Annotated in this window: 15 protein-coding genes and 2 pseudogenes; 6 read left to right on the top strand and 11 right to left on the bottom strand. The window is 62.3% G+C overall.

Going from position 1 to position 20,981, the window contains the following annotated elements; genetic code table 11:
- Window positions 1-138: 138 nt before the first annotated feature.
- Together IRZ24_RS04870 and IRZ24_RS04865 are read left to right on the top strand one after the other, a co-directional pair.
- Window positions 139-615: a hypothetical protein gene (locus tag IRZ24_RS04870; protein ID WP_297160828.1), complete on the top strand. Its 477-nt coding sequence runs from the start codon at window positions 139-141 to the stop codon at window positions 613-615.
- Window positions 616-799: 184 nt separating this feature from the next.
- Window positions 800-1,669, top strand: coding sequence for a class I SAM-dependent methyltransferase (locus IRZ24_RS04865; RefSeq protein ID WP_297160827.1), 870 nt, complete (start codon window positions 800-802; stop codon window positions 1,667-1,669).
- A gap of 333 nt (window positions 1,670-2,002) precedes the next feature.
- On the opposite strand, the gene IRZ24_RS04860 is transcribed toward IRZ24_RS04865, so the two are convergent.
- The 5 genes from IRZ24_RS04860 to IRZ24_RS04840 all read right to left on the bottom strand — a co-directional run bounded on the left by IRZ24_RS04860 (window position 2,003) and on the right by IRZ24_RS04840 (window position 7,841).
- Entirely contained in the window at window positions 2,003-2,296 is a 294-nt protein-coding gene (locus IRZ24_RS04860) for a hypothetical protein (protein WP_297160826.1), read from the bottom strand.
- 397 nt (window positions 2,297-2,693) lie between these two features.
- Window positions 2,694-4,022: a PQQ-binding-like beta-propeller repeat protein gene (locus IRZ24_RS04855; protein WP_297160825.1), complete on the bottom strand. Its 1,329-nt coding sequence runs from the start codon at window positions 4,020-4,022 to the stop codon at window positions 2,694-2,696.
- A 177-nt stretch (window positions 4,023-4,199) separates the two neighbouring features.
- Window positions 4,200-5,528, bottom strand: a complete 1,329-nt coding sequence (locus IRZ24_RS04850) for a PQQ-binding-like beta-propeller repeat protein (protein ID WP_297160824.1) — start codon at window positions 5,526-5,528, stop codon at window positions 4,200-4,202.
- A gap of 160 nt (window positions 5,529-5,688) precedes the next feature.
- Complete coding sequence (locus tag IRZ24_RS04845; RefSeq protein WP_297160823.1) at window positions 5,689-7,008, bottom strand: PQQ-binding-like beta-propeller repeat protein; 1,320 nt, start codon at window positions 7,006-7,008, stop codon at window positions 5,689-5,691.
- A 623-nt stretch (window positions 7,009-7,631) separates the two neighbouring features.
- Window positions 7,632-7,841 (bottom strand): hypothetical protein, encoded by a 210-nt coding sequence (locus IRZ24_RS04840; protein ID WP_297160822.1) that lies wholly within the window; start codon window positions 7,839-7,841, stop codon window positions 7,632-7,634.
- A 324-nt stretch (window positions 7,842-8,165) separates the two neighbouring features.
- Here IRZ24_RS04840 and IRZ24_RS04835 point away from each other — a divergent pair.
- A pseudogene (locus IRZ24_RS04835) lies at window positions 8,166-8,504 on the top strand (site-specific integrase); the annotation flags it as partial.
- A gap of 904 nt (window positions 8,505-9,408) precedes the next feature.
- Here the strand turns inward: IRZ24_RS04835 and IRZ24_RS04830 are convergent.
- The 6 genes and pseudogenes from IRZ24_RS04830 to IRZ24_RS04810 all read right to left on the bottom strand — a co-directional run bounded on the left by IRZ24_RS04830 (window position 9,409) and on the right by IRZ24_RS04810 (window position 16,483).
- Complete coding sequence (locus tag IRZ24_RS04830) at window positions 9,409-9,708, bottom strand: hypothetical protein (protein WP_297160821.1); 300 nt, start codon at window positions 9,706-9,708, stop codon at window positions 9,409-9,411.
- A 273-nt stretch (window positions 9,709-9,981) separates the two neighbouring features.
- Window positions 9,982-10,440: a hypothetical protein gene (locus tag IRZ24_RS04825; protein WP_297160820.1), complete on the bottom strand. Its 459-nt coding sequence runs from the start codon at window positions 10,438-10,440 to the stop codon at window positions 9,982-9,984.
- Between the two features lie 162 nt (window positions 10,441-10,602).
- A complete protein-coding gene (locus tag IRZ24_RS04820) occupies window positions 10,603-11,169 on the bottom strand; it encodes a DUF2690 domain-containing protein (RefSeq protein ID WP_297160819.1) in 567 nt (188 codons plus the stop codon).
- Between the two features lie 115 nt (window positions 11,170-11,284).
- A complete protein-coding gene (locus IRZ24_RS19755; protein WP_366914234.1) occupies window positions 11,285-11,761 on the bottom strand; it encodes an acyl carrier protein in 477 nt (158 codons plus the stop codon).
- Between the two features lie 100 nt (window positions 11,762-11,861).
- Window positions 11,862-14,999 (bottom strand): annotated as a pseudogene (locus tag IRZ24_RS04815) (MMPL family transporter); the annotation flags it as partial.
- Between the two features lie 215 nt (window positions 15,000-15,214).
- On the bottom strand, window positions 15,215-16,483 hold the full coding sequence (locus IRZ24_RS04810) for a hypothetical protein (RefSeq protein WP_297160817.1): 1,269 nt from the start codon (window positions 16,481-16,483) through the stop codon (window positions 15,215-15,217).
- A gap of 1,897 nt (window positions 16,484-18,380) precedes the next feature.
- On the opposite strand from IRZ24_RS04810, the gene IRZ24_RS04805 reads away from it, so the two are divergent.
- The 3 genes from IRZ24_RS04805 to IRZ24_RS04795 are packed head-to-tail and all read left to right on the top strand — an operon-like array spanning window position 18,381 to window position 20,928.
- Window positions 18,381-18,650 carry a hypothetical protein gene (locus tag IRZ24_RS04805; protein WP_069806324.1) on the top strand — a complete coding sequence of 90 codons (270 nt, stop codon included), beginning with the start codon at window positions 18,381-18,383 and terminating at the stop codon, window positions 18,648-18,650.
- The gene (locus IRZ24_RS04800) at window positions 18,647-19,663 is read left to right on the top strand and encodes an MvdC/MvdD family ATP grasp protein (RefSeq protein ID WP_297160816.1); all 1,017 of its coding nucleotides are present in this window, start codon (window positions 18,647-18,649) and stop codon (window positions 19,661-19,663) included. Before IRZ24_RS04805 ends, IRZ24_RS04800 begins: the two co-directional genes overlap by 4 nt.
- Window positions 19,660-20,928, top strand: coding sequence for a methyltransferase domain-containing protein (locus IRZ24_RS04795; RefSeq protein ID WP_297160815.1), 1,269 nt, complete (start codon window positions 19,660-19,662; stop codon window positions 20,926-20,928). The genes IRZ24_RS04800 and IRZ24_RS04795 overlap by 4 nt, the downstream gene beginning before the upstream one ends.
- The last annotated feature ends 53 nt before the right edge of the window (window positions 20,929-20,981 follow it).

Raw genomic sequence — 20,981 nt, 5'->3', positions numbered from 1 at the left:
TCTCATTACGAGTGATCTCTTCTCCCTTCGCGCTCTGGGCTGCTACGCTGGGGATCACCTTCTGCTCGTGGGCCCTTCTCGCTCTCCTGATCATCCTCTGCTGGAAGCAGCAGGACCGCCGCCTGTGGCCTCTGGCTCTTGCTCATCAGCCTGACGGCGGCCCTGCATCTCCTGCTGAGCCGCCGTCAGTCCCTTCTGGCCCCCATCGTCAAGACTCAGAGCGATGCTCTCCTTCAGCTTGGCTCTCCCGTGTTCCAGCCGAGCGAATCACAGAAAGCAGACGAGGCTGGGAAGAGAGAGCATGCTTCCCCCCAGATCATTTCCGCTGTGACCCTGCACTATGATCCGAATGCCACTTCGCTAGCCAGAGGCCCTCTTCACCGCGATGCGCTCCCAGGGGTCCAGGCTTCTTTGTTGCTGACGGCTCTGGAGGTCGCCTTTTTCGACCGGGCGCGAGTGGCTGAAGGGGACAAGATTTGCGAGTCGGGAAGTAAAAGGATTTGTTTCAGTAAGGCCGCTGCTGCCTTCGTCGTGCAGGATAGCAACCCTCTGGTCTCCCTGGACCACCCTGAGTTCAAGCAGCGAAACGAGACAGGAGCAGCTCCCCCCACCTGATCGAAGCGGATCTTCCCGGCCCCCCTTTCTGCGGCACTCGCTGGCTGTTACAATACCAGCAGGGTAGTCAATAAGACCCTGGGGGACCTGACAGGAAGAAGCGGTTGATGGGGACCAGGGCGCAGCACGCTGCCCCGGGTAGCTCAAAGGGGCCCCCCAGTGCAGCAAGAGAGGAGCAAGTGTAATGACCACACCCAGCAACACCTACCCGATCGATCCTGAACATGCCGGCGAACTGGCCCGCCTCATGCAGCAGGATCGCCTGCTCACCGAGGCGATGGGCGGCCTCTTGCCCGAGGAGGGGATCAGCCTCCCCGAGACGGGCCGCGTCCTCGATCTGGCCTGTGGCCCTGGCGGCTGGGCCTTAGAGCTGGCTTTTCGCTTCCCCAAGGCCGAAGTCTTCGGGGTCGACATCAGTCCCCAGGTGATCGAGTACGCCCGTGCTCAGGCCTGGTCGCGCGGCCTGGAGAACGTCCACTTCCAGGTGATGAATGTCATGGAGCCGCTCTCCTTCCCGGATGGTTCCTTCGATCTGATCAATGGCCGCCTCCTGTGTGGCTTTATGTTACCGTCAGTCTGGCCCCGGCTGCTGCAGGAGTGCTTTCGTCTGCTCCGGCCCGGCGGCGTGCTCCGCCTGACCGAGACCGAGGGACCACTCACCAGCAGCGCTGCCACCGAGCGCTATTTGCACCTGATCTGGCGGGCTCTCCAGCAAGCTGGCCAGAGCTTCTCACCCGATGGCCGGCATATCGGCATCACGCCGGTGCTGCCGCGGCTGGTGCGAAAAGCCGGTTTTCGTGAGGTGCACCTGCGCGCCACGGCTATCGACTGGTCCATGGGCACGGACATGCACTATCCTGTCTTTAAAGATCATCTGATCGCGATGGATCTGTTGCAGCCCTTTCTAGTGAAGATGCAGTTGGCCAGTAAAGAGGAGCTGGAGCGTCTGTATCAGCAAGCGCTTGCCGAGATGCAACAGGAAGACTTCTGCGCGATCTGGACCCTGATCACCGTCTGGGGATGCAAACCCGCCCCTGAGACAGCAGAGAAATGAGACGAGCCGGCCTGGCCTCCGGTATGTCTCTTGCCCTGCGATGGAGAGGGCAGAGCGCTGGGAGCGAGGGGGATCTCGCGCTGGGATGAAGTTGGGCCGATGGGCTGGTTCCGGCTCCCACTGCCGGGAGAGGTAGGCTTGTGGCTGGTGCCCTCGCGCGAGGGCCATGCACTCTCACGTGGCTCTATTGCATGCTATACCTGTCGCTTCGAGGATCGCAGCACCCGGCTTCCCACGCAGCGATCCTCGAAAGGCTCTTCAGGCCATCTGAAGGTCACAGTGACCGGCATCATGGCCATATGAAAGCGGTGCGCAATGACCGCTGTGTTGGGATCATCTGATGAAAGGACCGTCAACGTGTTTCATCCGCCAGAAGGTCCAGGGCGAGATCGCCATTCCAGGGAGACCCTCCTTCAGGGTGAGGAGGAAGAGGCCGCCACCAAGCCAGCCCAGGACCGCCGCCACCAGCACAGCCCGCTTCAACAAGAGGAGCGCAATGGAGAGATTACCCGTCGCTATGACACCGGCAAAAGAGCAAGGCCAGGATAGAGCTGCCTGACCCGGCTCCACCAACGTGCCTGGTAGCCACTTAGAGGCCGTTTCTTCACAGCATCCTCTTCTGCGCACGTGCACTTGTTTTCCTGAATGATGCTCAGCCCGACACTTGCTCCACGCTCAGCTCGGGCACGCTTCTTGCTCGCTCGGCAGTGTACAGATCGGGCAGGGAGACCAGGGAATGCGAGCAGATCAGCAGGCAGGCGTGAATCTCTCCCCGCAGCATCGCCAGGATCATCAAGGCTGCCGCGTCTGAGGGCGATCCGTCCCCGCTGCGTCCCTGCCGTCACTTGAGCCTGCACCTGCTGACCGACCTTCAGGCTTCCTCAGTCATTTGAAAGCTGTCCAGCTAAGCCAGAGAGCAGGAGGGAGCTGAACTTGCCCGCGGGCCTTTCCCGTCGCTGGCGCTCATCTACAGGGGAGAGGAGATCGTGGGCAGCGCTCTGCTCTCCCCTGGATGGCTCCTTGTTCAGTTGGTCAGCGCCGGCTCCCGGTCTTCTCCCTCGTTCAGGGGCAGCGGTAGCACTATCTTCCATTCCTCCTGCCCGCTCTCCTTGGCCAGGGCATGCAGGACAAATCGTTCTAATCCACCCGATTCTGTTGTAAACAGATAGATCTCGCTCTTTCCCACTATCAGACGGCTCGGACGCAGCCCCGGCTCTTGACTGGTGACTGGCAGAAACTGCCAGAGCACTCGTCCGCTTTGCCCATCCAGTGCCGTCAACTGTCCTTGCCCATCCAGCAGATAGAGCACCTTTCCCTCTAACACCCCTTGCACCGGCGCCAAATCGAACCCGAAGTCGCCTGGCAGTTCAACCGACCAGCCCTCCTCCCCATCCGCCAGCCGCAGCGCGCTCACCTGCAGCTTTTGCTCCTGCTCCACATCCTTTGCGACATAGAGCCAGCCCTGCCCCGCGGCAAGCAGCCGATATTCGAAAGCAAGCCATCGTGATCCGCTCGCCTGCCACAGCTGTCGCCCGTCGTTAGCGTCTATTGCGATAACCCCCTGTGACAGATCCAGGCAAAGCACCCCATTTCCCAGCACCATAGCCATCGGTTGTTGATCGCGCCCTTCTGGAAAGCTCCTTTGCCAGCGCGGCTGCCCCGTGCGTGCGTCCAGAGCCACCACCAGAGCAGATCTCTCTGGCACTGTCAGTAAATCATCTCCTACGACATAAACCATCCCCTCTCCCACCAGAGGCATCAGTTTGACCCCCGTCGTTGTCCGATTGGCCTCCTTCTGAGGGAGCTGATAGCTCCAGCGGCTCTGCCCATCGTTCACTGCCAGTGCCTCTACCGCCTTCACATCCCTCCGATAGACCAGCCCGGCTGCCTTATCCACCGCTGGCACTCCCCAGCCGTCATCAAGAGACTCTGAATCCTCCGCTCCCCAGCGAACTGTTCCATCCTGAGCGTTCAGGACCAGCAGATAGCCATCCGCGGTATTGGCGTACAGATTCTGCCCGGCACGAGTTATTGTCATAAACCCTAACAGGTCGCTGTAAGAAGTGTCTTTCGAGCGCAGCAGTCGGCACCAGCGCGGGCGCCCACTGCCGGTATCCAGTGCATAGAGCCATGTACTCAGCCCTACATAGAGAGTGGTCTCTGCTGGCTCGTTGCCACCAGCAGGCTGGCCGAGCCTGCTGACTTGTACCTGCGACTGAGCCGCCGGGCAGGGCACCGTCTCCATCTGCACGGGCGGCGGCATCTGGCAACCCAGTAGACTCACCAGCAGCCAGACACACCCTAAGAACAGCTTCCACGAGGCGCGTGCAAACTTCTGCCATCGCTTGCTCACGAGCGCACACTCCGTCTGTTCTGACCTTGACCCCTCTAAAGACGAAGACGCAACTTTGCCTCTAGCTTCCAGTCATGAGATCTACACGCTGCACCTATCGAGTACGATAATGTTCTTTTGTTCCCAGGAAGAGGGAGGGGCCAGAGGCACGCTCTCCTCCCCCGCGTTCTCCTGCTCTCAGCCCGCCAGGACCGGTATCGGCCAGCCCTGGTTTACGGGCAAAGGTAGCGCCACATTCCATTCCTCCTGCCCATCCTCCTTTGCCAGGGCATGCAGGACAAAATGTTCCTCTTCGCCAGGGAGTGCCACAAACACATAGACGTTGCTTCCCCCCACTACCAGGCGGCTCGGGATGCTTCCCCCATTACGGCGGCTTGCTAGTTGCTTCTGCCAGAGTATTCGCCCGTTCTGCCCATCTAGCGCCGTCACCCATCCCTGTCCATCAACCAGATAGAGCATCTTCCCGTCTACTCCCCCTTGCAACGGCGCAGCCACACGGTCAAATCCTCCTGTCAGCTCAACCGACCAGCCCTCCCGTCCATCCAGCAGCCGCAGCGCGCTCACCCGTATCTTCCCTGTCTGCCTGGCCTTCTCCACCACATAGAGCCAGCCCTGGCCTATTGCCAGCGGCTGGTAATCCAGATCCCAATCTCGCCATTGCGCACGGCTCACCTGCCACAGTCGTCGCCCATCGCTGGCCCTTATCCCAAGGATCTGGCCTTCGTAGTCCAAACAAAGCACTCCATTCCCCAGTAGCATCGCCCGTGGCTGCTGATCAGGGAGAAACCTGTCAGGGATGCCCAATTGCCAGCGCAATCGCCCTGTGCGCGCATCGAGACCTATCACTTCCGGCCCTCCCCCCTGCGGTGTCGACACTCTACCACCCACGACATAGACCATTCCCTCAGCCGCCACCGGCATGAGATAAACGCTGGCATTCCCTGGGAATGCATAGCTCCATCGCCCTCGCCCATTGTTCATATCTAGCGCCTCTACCCTCTTCAGAGCGACCCGATAGACCTGTCCGACCGTCTCATCCACGGCTGGCACCATCCAGGATTCCCCGCTGAAAGCCATCAATTTCATCTCTGCTTGCCAGCGGATTTCCCCATTCTGCGCCTTCAGTGCCAGCAGATAGCCATCGGCGGTATTAGCGTAGAGCGCCTGCCCACCACGCGCGATCGGCTCGAAACCTGAGAGGGCATAGAGAGGAGTGCTTTTCCAGCGCAGCAGTCGGCACCAGCGCGGGCGCCCACTGCCGGTATCCAGCGCATAGAGCCATGTACTCAGCCCTACATAGAGAGTGGTCATTACGGGCTCATTGCCACCAGCAGGCTCAGCTAGCCTGCTGACTTGTACCTGCGACTGAGCCGCCGGGCAGGGCACCGTCTCCAGCGACACGCTTGGCGGCGTCTGTTGGCAACCCAGCAGACCCACCAGCAGCCAGACACACCCTAAGAACAGCTTCCAGGAGGGGCGTGCAAACCCGGGCGACTGCCCTTTCATGATCTCAATGCTCCTCCTTTCTCAGCACTATCCTCCGCCGACGCTGACGACGAAAGAGCCAACAGTTTGTTGATGAGGACTTGGGCCTCTTTGACAGAGTGCAGTTCGCTGCGCTGTTTTTCTCCCGATCGCTCATTCATGCTTCCTTCTTTGCCCTGGCTCAGGCTCCCAGCACTGGCACGATCCAATAGCCTCTCTCCCCAAAGGTCATCTCCCACTCTACCTTTCCGCTCACACGGTCCACCGCGTGCAGCACATAGGGTCCGTTGGCCTCCAATCCACTCGTGAGAACATAGACCGTATTTCCTTCGACTACTGGCTGACTCATTGGCATCCAGTCATGGCCGGCGTTAGCGGCAATCTGCTGCCTCCAGAGCTTATGCCCGCTGCCTACCTCTAGCGCTTCCAGCCCTCCATCCTCGCCTGTCAGATAGAGCGTCTGTCTGTCCACCGCCGTCCAGAGGCCCCCTCCTTCCTCAGCGATCACCTTCCAGAGTACCCGCCCGCTCGCTGCCTTCACCGCCCAGAGCTGCGGATTCTTTCCCGCCTCAATCTGCAGGTAGAAGACCCCTTCCGCTGCACCAACCAGCCTGGAGTAAGACGTTCCCTGCAACTGTATCTCCCAGAGCAGCTTGCCATCGGTCACGCGTATCCCCAGGAGCCCCTTCCCGTCGATCAGCAGGCCGATCACTCCTTGCTCCGCCTTCAATGGCTCTTGCAGGCGTAAATTTTTTCCCAACGGCCAGAGGTGCTCCCACAAGCGCTTTCCTGTCTGCGCCTCCACCCCCAGTAAGAGGAGGTTCTCGCTATTGGAACCTGCTCTCGTGTAGACCGATACTGCTGCCACTGCCACATTCCCACTGACCTTCGGTAGCAGCCTTGGCAGTACCTGCGACTTCGCAGGCAGCCCCTGGCTGAGATTCTGCTGCCAGCGCATCTTCCCGTCCGTGCTCCCGACGGCATAGAAGCCAATGCTACTATCTACTCCATAGATGAGCTGTCTCTGCTCATCTACCGTTGGCGCCTCCCAATCCTCATTACCGAAGAAGTCATAATTCTCTGCCACCCACCGCACCTGTCCGCTGTCTGCATCGAGGGCCACCAGTCTTCCCTCGTCTGTTCCGCTATAGAGGCTGTGACCACTACGCCTCAGTGCCGCAAAGTCGGGGCTTATACTCTCTTCCTCGCTATCCGTAGACACCAGCCGCCGGCACCACAGCACTCTCCCCCGCTGCCCATCAATCGCGTAGAGGCGATCGTGATCACCTACGTAGAGCAATGCTTGCCCTTGACCATCAGCACGAGCCTGCCCTCTGAATAGTACTCGGTCCCCTGTAGCCCCACAGGGAACAGTACTCAGAGGTACAGCACTCGACTGGGGGAACAATGGCTGACAGGCGGAGATGGTTCCTATGAGGAAGACCAGGCTGAGCACCCACAGACTTGTCCACTTTGTTCCGTTGAGCAGCTGACGAAACACTTCCTTCCCTCCTTACAACCGGCGAGCCTAAAAGCCGGGAAGAGCGCATCCGACCTCTTGATAGGACTGCTTTGTCAAGCTCTGAGCTTGCTCATTATGATAGGTGACCAGCCGGCCATCGGGCTGACTGGCTCCTTCACTGTAGAGGAGAGCGTTAGCACTTGGCTTCCGCAGAGAGCCAGTTTCTCTCCCCCCAGCGAGTGCTCACCAGGGCTGATAACACGAGTCTGTAGTCGGATCATAGCCATAGCACAGAGGGCCTCCCCCAATGAGGCAGTCGACAGCCTCCGCTCGAGGCTCACCAGACTCGCCAGGAGCTACCCATTCCTCATTAGCAGGTTCCATCTGCAACATCCCATTCCTACTACCTCTTACTCTATAGCAGATATATTGATGATAGTCAATACTATCAGCGAGAAGACACTCCAACGATCTTTCGTCTTCTGTCCTCTGCTGGAGATCATCACCCATCTCATACCTCCCTTCCTTTTGCTAACCTTTGCGCAGCCGGACAGGAGGCACTTCCAACTCGTCTCGAAATAGCTCATCTACAGGATTGCCAGTTCTGCCAGCGCTCTCTCCTCTTGTGTCCCTCAGCGTCGTCTCATCTGGTCTCTCTTCATCTAATGCATCTGCAGCTCTACTGGTCTACCTTTGCCACTGGCGATCCTGGCAGACTCATCGATGGACCAGATCGCGGTTTCAAAGAGGAGCCTTCCACGGATACGCTCGATGAGATCGCAAGGGATGAGTTGCTGCTTGAGATAGCCTTTATCAAGCGTGGCAGGAACCCTGGCAGTGATCGGATAAATGCTTCCTTGAAGGGGCTCCAACTAATTTCACCTGGCCAGGCCCTAAAGGGAGGGAGAACAGTCAGCAAGGAGCGATCGGATTTTTGCCTCAGCGCGGCGGAGTCCGGCATAATAATCGAGGACACGCTACTGCTCGCCCAGTGCCTCCAGCTATGGAATCAGGTGAGAAAGCGGAGAGCAGCAGCCAGTCATAATCGTCGTGGATGTAGAGCTCAGGTACAAAGACACAAGCCTTGAGCACTGTCCGCTTCTTTTCCTTTCCCCACTTCTTAAGGTGGGGCGAAACGTTCTTGAGATGGTCAAGCCCCCAGAGCCACCTCTCCTGAGCAGCCTACCCTCAGGCCGGACCAGGCTGCTCTCCTGGTCGAGGCGATCAAACAGCACCTGTTGGAAGCGCTCTTCCTGCTGGCGATGATGGCAGGGAGGCGAGGGGGCAAACTATTGGCCCTGCGCTGGCAGGATGTCGATCTGAAGCAAGGCCGCCTTCGGGTGCGCCGCACTGTGACCAATAAAGCGGGTCATGGCTTCGTAGAGACGGAGACCAAGACCCGCAAGGGTAAGCGCTCCATCGTGCTCCCCTCGCTCGCTATTGACACCTTGGAAGCGCACCAGAAACGGCAACTGGAGGCCCGCCGCAAGGCGGGCGCCCGCTGGCAGCAGAAGGATCTGGTCTTCTGCACGTAGCACGGCAATTCTCTGACTGATAGCTTCGTGCGCCGCCAGTATTACCAGATCCTGCCTGGACCAGGCCGGCTTGCCGCGGCTCCACTTTCACGATCTGAGGCATAGCACGGCACCATTCTGCTCGTGCTGGGAGTCCCTATCAAAGGGATCCAGGAGATCCTCGGTCACAGCCAGGCGATGGTCACGCTGAGCATCTACGGGCATGTGTTGCCCAGGATGCAAGAGGAAGCCGCGCGGAAAATGGAAGAGCTGTTGAGGGGAGAGCAGAAAAAATAGCTGTCACTCAAGCTGTCTTGGGGGACTGGGCGGCTCCCCCTGAGATGGGGAGCCGGCCACGTGGCTTGGGAAGAGGGAGCGGGAGACGGGACTCGAACCCGCGACAGCCTGCTTGGAAGGCAAGTTGTCCCTTGAGCGGCAGCCCACTGTCTGAAGCCGCTCTCCAGGCGGCTTGAAAGGAATCGCTTCCTCTTGCTGCACGCTTTACACAGGTGGTCATAGCTTCCTCACTCGCTGACTCCTTGCCTTCCCCGAGAAAGGACTACCTGCCTCTTCCCCGGTCTGCTGGCAAATGTGTTCTCCTGGCTGTGTTGCCTGCACTGTCCATAACTATATCCTCTCCTTTTAGAAAACGCAAGAGCGTCAAGTGTTCACACACTCTCTGGCCGATAGATTCTCTTCGGAGCTGGCAAGATCTCTTTGGCACCTTTCGACTAGACGCTGCCTGGAACGCCTTACCAAGCGGCGATCGCCTGCGTCCAGCTTCCCTCTGCCGTTCACGGAGATCGCTGGCCTGCTTTGTTGCTCCCACCCTTCGATGGCTGAGCCAGCTGTCCACCCAGGGGAAGCTGCTGGGTCTCACCTGCTCCTCTGGCTCCGCTGAGGAAGGGAGACCCAGCAGTGCTTCTTAGCTGATGATCGCCTCCAGCCAGGCGGCCAGCTCCACCAGCCGGAGCTGGCGTGGCTGCTCGCTGCGATCAAAGGGATCGCTCACGATCATCTCCTGCAAGGCTTTCGGCGAGCTGATATGGCTGTAGAGGCCGTAGAGCAGATCCAGAAAGCGCTCCAGATCCTCGGTCGTGTACCCTGATGGAGCTGGCCCATAGGTCTTGAGCAGACGCTTGCGCCGCGCAGGGGAGAGCGTTGGTGCCTCCCCTTGCTGTGTGGCTCTATGCCGATCCTGGTCTCCAGGCCTGACAGGTGACATCGGAATGCGTGACCTCCTTTCTTCCAAGAGCAGCGATACGCTACAGACGAGGAGCATGCCGGCAAGCTATGTTCGCTCAGATCGAGGAGCAAAGCAAGGAAGCCGGCTGGCTGGCATACAGCAGCCAGTCGGCTTCCACCCTGCTGACTACGGCTTCCCTGGCACTGGGAGCGAGAGAACGGGTTGGATCAGGAGCAACACCAGGCCCAGTAAGCACCCTCCACTCCAGAGAAGATTCAGCAGACAGAGCCAGCGGCTGGCGAAGCAGCCAGCTCAGAGGAGCCGTGGCCGGACGCCTTCAGGCTGAGGCTGGTGCTCTGTCAGCACCGGCTGTGCTCGTGCTGGGACAGAACGCTCCTGTTGCTGGCCAGCCTCATCGCGGGGAAACGCCAGGGCATCAATGCCCAGAAGCGCCAGGGCACGTTCCCGCATACAGGCAAACGGCACGCCTGCCCGGTAGGCACTTGCTCCCCACCGGCAGCGCTGCTCAGGAGGCAGGAGCACAGCCAGACGCTCCGCGCTGGCCTGGCAGCGTCGCAGCAGCAGCTCCTGCTCTTCTACAAGCGGCCCTGTTTCTGGAAACTGCACGAGCAGCGCTGGAGCAGCTGTAGGCAACCCTGCGATAATGGCTTCCAAGGTGTCAGTTGCCGCGAGCTCGACGAGGGCCAGGTCAGGATGCTGCCCCCCTGGACCAGCCAGATCAGCAGCACTTCGAAACCAGCATAGCTGCATCGAGATGCTCCTTGCGAGTCGAGCGAAGGCTGAGTCTGCCCTCCCTCTCGCTCACTTCTCGCCTCTGGCACTAAGGGATCAGCCCCATCCCTGTTGCCGTCCAGCGCCGTTTATCGCCATCCGAGCCGGTGGCGAGAGGCAGGCAGAGATGTGAGAGGGCAGTTATGCCGCTCCACTGATGGGATGGACTCCAGGAATGGTTGTGGCAATCACTTGCATTGGACCCACAATCACCTCGATCGTCACGGTCGGAATGAAGGCATAGACCATGTTCGAATAGACCTGCGACGTTGTGGAGAGGTAGGATGCTTCCGCTCCTGTACCCAGATCGGGCAGGTACACACTGATGCTGGCTCCAGACAGGAAAGTGAAGCCGCGGCCCCAATAGGTATTGCAGAGCAATGAGTGACGGACTTGCGCCAGGCCAATTGTGCGTGCCTCCCAGCGAATGGGTACTTCGGTAACAGTCCGTGCATCCAGGGAGCATCCTTCGACGATCGGATCAGTTCCTGTGCAGAACTTCGGTTTGTCCCTGGGCAGGACGGTCGAGCAGGTCTCGACCGACGTTGTTCTGGCCAGACTGGGGGAGGCTGGCCAGAGCAACCAGCTCATGGTCAACAGCGCTAGCAGGATCAGGACCAGCAGCCAGCACAGCCTGCGTGCCTTCCTGGCCCACAACAGACAGCGATGCCAGCGCGGCAGGGCAAAGCGACAGAGAACGTGATTCACATGAGTCCTCCTTCCTGGCGAGGTCGTCTTGACTTCGCTCTAGAGTGATCTGTTCCTCCACGTCGTATCAGTGGCAGCACGAGAGCCCCGCATCGGCACCCTGGTCCAGTGCTCATCACGCCTGTGGCGTGCTTGCCGGATCGCGCCGGCTGAGAGACTGGACAGGAGGAGCGGTTCTCTGCTCGTCCTGCTGGAGCAGCCGCTGCTGTACCAGGGCTGCGAGTTCGGCAGGCCTGGGACAGGTCAGCGCTTCTTCCATCGTCAGGGTGACCCCGAGCTGCTGGTTGATACGTAGCAGCAACTGTTCCAGGGAGCGCGAATCGCCCCCGCAGGTGAAGAAGTGGCTCGGTGCTGTCAGGTGGGCAGGAGAGCCAGGGAGTGTCTGGGCCACCAGCCTGATCAGCAACGCCTCCCAGGCCCGCTGCGCCTGGGACTCGTTTGCTTTGCAAGGCAAGGGATACCAGGGCCGCCCACAGGCTCGCCGTTTGCAGTGGTGGCGACCGTCTCGCCGAATCGCTCCTGCTCCCCTGCACAGCCGTTCCCAGCTCCGTTGACCCGGCAGCCACCAGTTCCACCGCCCCAGCAAGCGCATGGTCGCTGGCACCACCAGGGGGCGGATCAGGAAGGCGTCCAGGCCGATGGCCACGCAGATGCCTAAGCCCAGCTCTTTCCACCAGCAAGAAGAGGCAGGCGGCACTGGTGATCATGCCCCCAGTGCGAGCCAGTCCCTCAGCGACCGCCTGCTCGTTGTTCCGGCCTCGTCGCCAGCACTCCCGCACGCGACTCAACAGGAAGACGTCGTAATCCATCGAGAGACCAAAGAGCGTACAGCCCAGTACAATGGGAACAAAACGGTCGAGGGAGCCCGTGGGCGTGAAGCCCAGCCACGTGGCTCCATGCCCGTCCTGAAACACCCAGACCAGTGCGCCAAAGGCGCTTCCGAGCGAGAGCAGGTTCATCAGGATCGCCTTGAGGGGCAGGAGCAGCGAGCGGAAGGTGACCATGACCAGCAGCAGTAGCGCCGTTCCTGCCAGCAAGAACAGGAGAGCCAGCTCGCTGGCGCGGTAGAGCGTACGATCAAACTCCAGCGTCTGGGCGCGTGGCCCACCAATCTGCAGGTGGAGTCCCTCGCGCGGGGAAGCTGGCACCACGTGCAGCTGATCCAGCGGCTGGGCCTCCTCTGGGGAATCAGGAGTGCTGTCTGTATGCACGAGCAAGAGCATCGCCCCGCCCGGGGAAGGCTGAGGCGCGTGGTCCCTAGGAAGATCGACGCCGCTCACGTGGGGCAGGCGTTCGATCCAGCTGACCAGCCGCATCACCCTGATGCGATCAGCGGCAGATTGCATTGATCGGGGAGCTGTGGGTTGAACCACCACCAGAATCGGCGCCGGGTCAACCGTGGGAAAGGCACGCCTAAGCTCTTCCCACCCCTGCCGTGCAGGGGCATCAGCAGGCAGCACTGCTGCCCCGGGCAGACCAGGGCGCAGCGCCAGTGCTGGCCAGCTCACCAGCAGGAGCAGCGCCAGCGCTCCCCCAAGGAGTGGCAAGGGATGGCGCATGACGGTCCAGGCCCAGCGCTCCCACCAGGAGACAAGTCGGACCGCCTCTGGCGGTGCTGACACCGAGGCAGGGTCCTGCCGCCGGACAGGTCCCAGGCCTCTCCAGCGTTGCCATCGCCACGGGAGCAAGGCAGAGACTGCTAGCGCGTTGATGCGCGGTCCCAGCAGGCTGAGCAGCGCAGGCAAGAGTGTCAGGGCTGCCAGCGCTGCCACGCCGGTGACAAGACAGCCACCTGCCCCCAGCGAACGCACGAACGGAATGGGGATCAGCAGCAATGCGCCAAAGCCCAGTGTCACCAAGCAGGCGCTGCAGGCAATCGCCTCGCCCGCTGTGGCCATCGTCTCAGCCACGGCCTCAGCTCCTGCTCTGGTCCGCGCCAGCTCCTCGCGGAAGCGACGGATCAGCAACAGGCTGTAGTCAATAGCCAGGCCCAAACCAATGATGCCCACCAGGCTCTCCGTCAGACTCTGCAGCGGGAAGAGCCGTCCCAGCAGGGCGAGTCCGGCTAGGGTCGTGATCAGCGTCAGCCCAGCTAGCCCTACAGGGAGCAGGCTGGCGAGCAGCCCGTCAAAGACCAGCAGCAGGGCCGCCAGGGTCAGGGGCAGCGCCAGCGCTTCTGCTCGGGCGGTATCCTCCTGGGTGGCCTGCTGGAGAGCCGTAGCGACTGCCGCCTCCCCTGTCAATTGGAGGTGAGCAGGCCCAGGGATGGCTTCCAGTCGAGCCTGCAGCTCGGGGACCAGCGCTGCCACCAGATCGCTATCCTCATCGAGTCCCAGGATTACCAGGGCCGTCTGTCCATTCGGGCTGACCTGCGCCTGGATCGTCAGGACATGGGGGAGACTTCTCGCTCTGGCGACGACAGCCTGCTGTTGCTGTGCAAAGGAACGGCTCCGGGCCTGTTGGGGGGAGACAGAGAGCACGGCAAACAGCTGGGTTGCCGGCTGGTGGAGACGTTGACGAAGGACAGCCTGCACCTGGGCAGTTTCACCCCCAGGCACGGTTGTTCCGCCAGGCCGAAGCACCGCCCCAACCGTCTGCGCCAGTGGCAGGCTGATGAGCAGCACCAGCAGCCAGGCTCCTGCTACTCGCCACCGCCAACGCACCAGCCAGCGCCCCCACACCAGGCCCAGCCGGAACCCAGGGGGGGAGGATTGATCCTGCTCGCGCTTGGGCGGGTTGGCCCGAGAGACCCGCACAGGCGCTTTCTCCTGTCCCTGAGAACCAGCCACCACGCTGGAGCCAGCAGCGACCTGGAGGGGCCGAGCAGGCCGATCTGGCAAGAGCGCCTGCTGGAAGAAGGCAGTCAGGCGGGCCACGGAGCGGTCAGGCACGTGCAGACAAGCGCGCACATGCTCCACCCCAGGCACCAGCCAGCGGGCCTTGGGTGGCCGGGCAGCAGCTCTACGCTGCTGCGCCGCCGCCGCTGGAATCAGCCGGTCCTGCTGTCCGTGGATGAGCAAGACCGGTCGTGGCGCAATCTGCGCAATCGCTTGCACTGGCTCCACCTGCTCGAAGCGATAGCCGGCATGCCATCTGAGGAGCCTGTTGCTCATCCAGTATAGTGGCGGCAGCAACCAGTCCACCCATCGTGGTGGCAGGCGCAGGCGCTGTCGCACTACGTGCTCAACCGCTTGCCACTGGGTGGCAAAGGCGCTATCTGCGGCTACTGCGGCTACCTCGGGACAGCAGGCGGCCCCCAGCAAGCTCACCGCCCCGCCCATTGAGAAGCCTAGTGCTCCAATCCGGCAACCCGGCGCCCGCCCTTGTGCATAGCGCACCGCGGCCAAGAAATCCTTGACTTCGCGATAGCCCAGTGTCAGCGGTAAAGAGACCCCAGCAGGCAGAGGACGCCCATGCCCGAGGTACTCGAACGCCAGGACGTGATGCCCTGCCTGCCAGAGGGCCCGGCAGATCAGAAGGACATCTTCCACGGGACGCCGATAGCCCGGGCTCACGATGACGATGCTCTGCGCGCCGGGCTGCGGGCAGTAGTAGCCGGGCACAGGGTATGAACAGGACCCGACCGTCACTGGAAAGGAAATGGCTTCGGCAGGCCACCCCAGCAGGGCCGGGGTGAGCGTGGAGACCGGAGCCTGCCGGCGAGGCCGAGTAAGCGTTCGTACGACGACCCCTGCCAGCCCCAACAGGCCAAACACTCCCAGGGAGCAAAGCACGCCCAGGCCAGCCAGGATGCGGAGAACGATGGGGAAGCTAACCAGCGAGACCAGCCGTCGGACCAGCACCAGGAGCGTTCCTGTCTGGTCGGCCATCACTGACTGCTGCCCCCAGAGCAGGAGCAACAGTCCAGCCACGAGAACTGGTAGCGTCTTCCGTCGCAGCAGGGCAGAGAAACGCCGGCCAGCGGATGAAGGAAGCTGGTCGGCGGGAGCAGCTTCCTGGTTCCGTTTTTCAGGAGAGTAGGGCATGGCGAGAGGACCTCCTCGATGGGAAGGAAGTCAGCACCGGTCCACAGCACACTGGCATCTCAGGGAGGCGTCAGCAGAGGCAGGGTTTCTCCTGCAGGCAGATCGAGACCATAGGTCGAGACCAACCAGCCCGTCCCCCCCATCGGGGCCGTGGGCCCTTGCACAGCAGGAGGCACTCGCAGCAGCAGGACTGACATCTGATGGCGCACGGGCTGCCCTGTCGTCGGATCGGCTTGTAGCCCTTGCTGAAGCTGCCCCGTTGCCGGGTCGCGCCGCATCTGCCAAAGCCAGAACTGCACCGTTACCCAGGCAAAGCGTTGCCCCCCACGGACTTGCAGGGCTACCAACTGTGGCTCTGCATGCACTACCTCCTGAATGAGCTGCTCTCCTACGACTGCATCGTAGAAGGCCGGACTCATCCGGCGATCCTGCTGTTGGAAGCGCGCCTTTCCCCCAGGGGTGAGCAGGAACACCGCCGCCGTCAAGGTCCCGCCGGGCCTGGTCCGCGTGCCAACGTTGCGGTAATCCAGGCTCATTTCGCGGTCGGTAAAGGTGACAGCAGTCCGCAGTGCCTCAATGGCATCAGCGCGCGTCAGGCCCGCTGCCGTCCAGTCCGCCGGAAGCGGATCTGCCAGCCACGCGTTGGGAACTCCTGTGGTTCCCTGATTCTGATCTCCTGCTGGGTTCGTGGACCCCGCAGGTGCACTCGGGCCAGGACGACTGGTCGGCGTGGGGCGAGAAGCAGGTATTGAAGGTCTCCCTGTGGGGGTACGTTGGGCCCCTGGCGTGCTGACAGTGCGTGGAACGGTGGCCGTGGGAGGTACCGCGGTCCCCCCGGGAGCGGTCCGCGTGGGGGAAGCAGCACCAGGAGTCGGAGAATGAGCCAGTGCCGTCGCCAGCAGCAGGCTCAGCAGCAGGAGGGTCACTGCCACCAGGGCCAACCGGCGCAGCAGTGACCAGGAGGAGCGCCGGGCTATCGTCGCCAGGTTCGCCGACTGCGGCGAGTTGGCCTGGTTCGCAGCGGCTTCTGGGACGGTGGGCATCGCCAGTGGGCCAGAAGGCTGGGGGAGGAAGAAGGAGGAGACATGCTCAGCGTCATCTTCCCAGGTGAACCATTCCTGCTCCTGCGCCGGTGAGAGGGCTGGCTCTGCCGCCTGGCTCGCTGCGGCTGCCGACTCTGCTACTGGGGAGAAGGATGACTCTGGCGGAGGACTCGCTGCTGTAGCTCCACCTGACGAAGGAGACGAAGGGGCACTGGTCCCTGCAGAGGGATCAGCCAGGGAGGAATCGCCTTGAGCGGCGGGCTGACGAGGTTCAGAGACAGACATCGTAATCGGCTCCTTTCAGCTCATCTCGTGAAGGCCATCACAGAGATGGCCTCACACGCGCTCCCAGGGTCCTGCCAACCCCCCATTCGCCACACAGACGCACAGGTCCAGGTGTCCCCACAGGAGGGGAGATCCGAAGGAGGAAGGCCGTCCCTGATGGGCGGACTGCTTTGAGCATAGCCCTGGCGACTGGACAGCAAGGGGAATGGACAGGAGATGCCAACGGTCTCCCCAGGGGGCGAGGGAGGAACACCAGGGGAACAGGGCGGGAACAAGACAGGAACAGAGGGGGGAGCGAGCCGGAACGACCAGGTCGATCTGGCTCAGCCCCCTGGACTGGAGCGGGAACTATATTCTTGGTAGGGGGAAGAAGGCAAGCGGGCGGACCAGCCAGCCGAGGGGTCCTGGAGGAGAGCGCTGCCCCTTCATGTGGAGGGGTGGGTCGCCAGGATCAGGAGACCACAGGAGATCCCCGGCGCGTTTGCTCTATTTTCTGACCCCATTGCACCAAGAAGCATGCAATCCTCTTCATACTCCTTTACCTGCTTCCTGCAGGTCGCTTCGAGCATCTCGGCACCCGGCGTTCTACGCAGTGATGCTCGAAGGGCTTCCCTGGCCGCCGCAGGGCCACAGGGGCTGGCATCATGACCGCAGCAGAGCGGTCACTGCTGACCGCTTTTTTGGGATGCTCGAAACGGCTTGACGGAGACGGCTCCTGATGCTATCGTGGAGGAAGGGCCGTCAGAAGCAGCGGAGAAGCCCGGCTGGGATTGAAACACATCCACCATGCAATACCACCACCACAGCAATTCGTCAGAAGCAGCGAAGAAGCCCGGCTGGGATTGAAACCGATATGACCACGCGGCAGTTTTCCGTCAACGCTGTCTGTCAGAACCAGCGAAGAAGCCCGGCTGGGATTGAAACTGAGCTGCCTTGGCCTGGCGGGCACTGAGGGAGGGGAGAGGGGTCACCCAGACAGGACCTGGCGCTTCAGCAGCCGGCCAGCGCTGCGCTCCCTGCTCGATCGGTTGCTCGGGGCCCCGCGTTGGTCGGGTGCCAGTGCGAGGCTGCAGGCCACTGAGATGCTGGCTGGCGCTGCAGTGAAGGGAGGCCAGCAGGGAGGGAGCCAGAGAGGAGAGTGGGTGCCCCATGAGGTGAGGCGAGCCAGGAGGAGACGGGACAGTCGAGCGGGGGGCTGGCTCTCTCTCCAGCAGGCGTGGGCATCACGGGCATCAGCAGCCCCCTCTCTCTGGACCAGGAGAGGAGCAGCGAGCAGCCATCGGGAGCGGTGTCTGGCCGTCAAGTCAACGGCCACCCACGGACGGCGCCGTCGGCACGAGGCACGAGGAGTGGTCGCGGGACCAGCCGCTGTGCGGGCAGGGCAGGCGGCCCGCTCGCTGGCGTTGGGCGATCCCAGGCGCTGTCCCTGCCTGCCGTTGCTGCTGCTGCTGAATGACGCGGAACGAGGCCCGATCTGCCCCAAATGGCCCGGCTGCCGCTGCTCCCCCTCTCGGCGTGGGTGCCAGCCTGCATGATCCGGGAGAGGGACCCTTGCCGTCGGCCTGTAGCAGCTCGGCATCGCGCTGTACCTGCCCCAGCAGATCAACCGCAGCCCCTCGTCTCCGGGGAGCTTCCTTGACATGGGGAGCAGGAGATGCTATCCTGTACACAGAATGTGAGCAGTGCCTAGATGGTGTATTTCATGCATTGCAGGCACAGGGGACACTCGTGCTCGTTCCTGACCAGCGTCCCAGCAGGCGCTGGCGCTCCAGGTGGCAGAGCGGCTGGCTCAGGCAGACCGTGCCCACAGGGGAGCTGATCGCTCCTGTGCGTCTGGGGCTATTGCCTCGGTGCCCTCATATGGTCAGACGCTTTTGTGTCCTCCCAGGAGGAGACCATGTCAGAGACCTTGTTCGCTGCTGTGCCAGGAGGGGAGGGCCTTGCCTGTCCACCTCCTCTTCCCTTCTTGCTGCAATTCCTTGCCCCTGCGCCTTTCGCTGGAGGGGACGATACGACCTTAGCGGAGACGCCTGGGCAGACGAGTACGGATGGCAAGCTCGATGATGATACCGTTGACGATACGGATGAGGATGATCCCAGCCTTCCCGTGCAGACAGGGGTCATCGCCGATTCCGATCCGCGAGCAGATGAGGATGATTGGCTGTGACGGTCCTGATTCTGAGCCAGGCTGCTGATGCGCACGTTCCCCCTGTGCTTCAGATTCTGCGTCAACGTGGGACTGCCGTCCACTGGGTGGACACCGCAGACTTTCCCGAGCACCTGTCCCTCCGTGCTGAGCTGCAAGCCGGTACGCCGTGCTGGCACGGCACCTTGTCTTCCCCCGAGCAGCAGATCGATCTGGCAGCCGTGCACAGTATCTGGTGGCGTCGCCCCCAGCGTTACCGTGCGCCCGCTCTCTATGCGCCAGCCGTTCGCGCCTTTATCGAACGGGAGGCCCCCCGTGGACTGCTCGGCGTCCTGCGCGGGACCATCATCGCGCCGCAGCCGTTCTGGGTCAACCCTCGCGAGGCTCTTGAGGCGGCGGAGTACAAGCCTGCGCAGTTGTGTGCTGCTTGTGCAGTGGGCTTGCGCGTGCCGCGCACGCTGGTGACCAATGACCCCGAGGCTGTGCGACGGTTCGCTGAGGCGTGTGAAGGCAGGATCATCGGCAAGGCGCTGGCGCGAGGGATCTTGGAAGAGCCAGGGGGCACCACAACCGCTGGAGAGAGGATCGCTGCGCGCTTCTTGTACACCTCTGCCATCTTTCCCGAGCACCTGCAGCAGCTGGAGGGAGTCCGAACCACCGCGCACCTGTTTCAGGAGCGCTTGCCCAAGGCGTTTGACCTGCGCGTCGTCATCATGGGCCGCCAGGTGTTTGCCATCGAGATCCATGCTCCTCCGTCTTCTGAGGCGGCACTTGACTGGCGTCGAGCGTATCGTGACCTGCACTATCAGCTCCATGAGCTGCCCGCGCAGATCGTGGACCAGTTGCAGACGCTGGTCCGTCGGTTTGGACTGCAGTTCGCCGCTGCAGATCTGCTTGTGACGCCCGAGGGGGAATATGTCTTTTTGGAACTGAATCCCAATGGGCAATGGTATTGGCTGGAGCCAGCGACTGGGCTGCCACTGGCCGCGGCGATGGCCAATCTCTTACAAGCCCCAGAGGAGTATGGCCTATGAGTGGAGCAGCCAAAGCAAGATCCGCAGACTCGGCGGAGGGTACCCAGGCCCGCCAGCAGCTGCTCGAACGGCTCTGGGCGAGTGGCGCAGTGCGCTCCTCTGCGGTGGCGGCAGCCTTTGCTCGGGTCCCTCGCGAGCAGTTCGTATCGGGCTTCTATGAGCGACAGGGACGCACCTGGCGCTGGTGCACGCCAGAAGCGCTGCCTGCCGGGCAGTGGCTGGAGCGGCTCTATCAGGATGAGCCGTTGGTGACTCGCCTGGATACGCACCAGCTGCCCAGCAGCTCCAGCTCTCAGCCCTCCGCGATGGCTCGGATGCTGGAAGCGCTCGCCGTGCAGCCAGGCCAGCGGGTCTTGGAGATTGGAACGGGCACCGGTTACAATGCGGCGCTGCTGGCGGAGCTGGTAGGGCCAAGCGGGCAGGTCTGGACAGTCGAGCTGGAGGAGGAGTTGGCCTGCCAGGCGCGGGTCCGCCTGCAGGCGGCAGGCTATGGTGAGCGGGTACAGGTCATGGCCGCGGATGGCTGGCAGGGCTATGCGCCAGCCGCCCCGTATGAGCGCCTCATTGCCACCGCCAGTGCCTCCAGATTGCCCCGTCGATGGTATGACCAGCTTGCCCCTGGGGGACGGCTGGTGATGGATCTGCAGGGAAGCCTGCACCAGAGCGGCTTTCTCGTCCTGGAGAAACTGGACGAGCCCGATCGCGGTGGCGTGCAAGCACAGGGGGTCTTCTGGCAGCCCCCACTCCATTTCATGCCCCTGCAGCTTCCACCCCTGACAGCTCCCCCTACTGGCACGCCATCTTCCTGGTCACCAGAAGAGCCGATGGGCAATGGCCCGCGGGTGTGGCGCCTTCCGGCAACGCATCCCTTCCCGAGCCTGCTGGAGGAGCCTGCCTTTGCCTGGTTCCTGCAATGGCGCTGCCCCGGCATCCGGCTGACGCGACGACGCCGGCTGCTGCCCTCTGGCAACCCCTCAGGCGAGGAATGGCTGACGCTGGTGATCAACCCCCTGCCGGGTGTGCTGCAGTTCCGACGCACTGGCTCGGCGACAGACAACTGGATGGTGGCCGAGGTCACGTCAGCAGGGCAGCCCTCCCTGTGGGACCTCCTGGAAGGGGCCCGCCAACAGTGGGACACGGCGGGGCGACCCGCCCAGCAGGCGTACCGGATCGAAGTGACGGCTGCAGGCGCCGCGCTGTCCCTGCAGACAGCGGAAACTACGCTGACCATCCTGCCCGATCTCTTTGCGGAGGACCTCTCCTGATGGGAGCTGCGTCTGGCCTCCCTCCCGTCTGCACTGGACGTCCCTTCCCGGCG

It is taken from the genome of Thermogemmatispora sp., from assembly GCF_019683755.1.
Classification (GTDB): domain Bacteria; phylum Chloroflexota; class Ktedonobacteria; order Ktedonobacterales; family Ktedonobacteraceae; genus Thermogemmatispora.
Note: the sequence above shows the minus strand (reverse complement) of the source record. Positions and strands in the feature narration are given on the sequence as shown.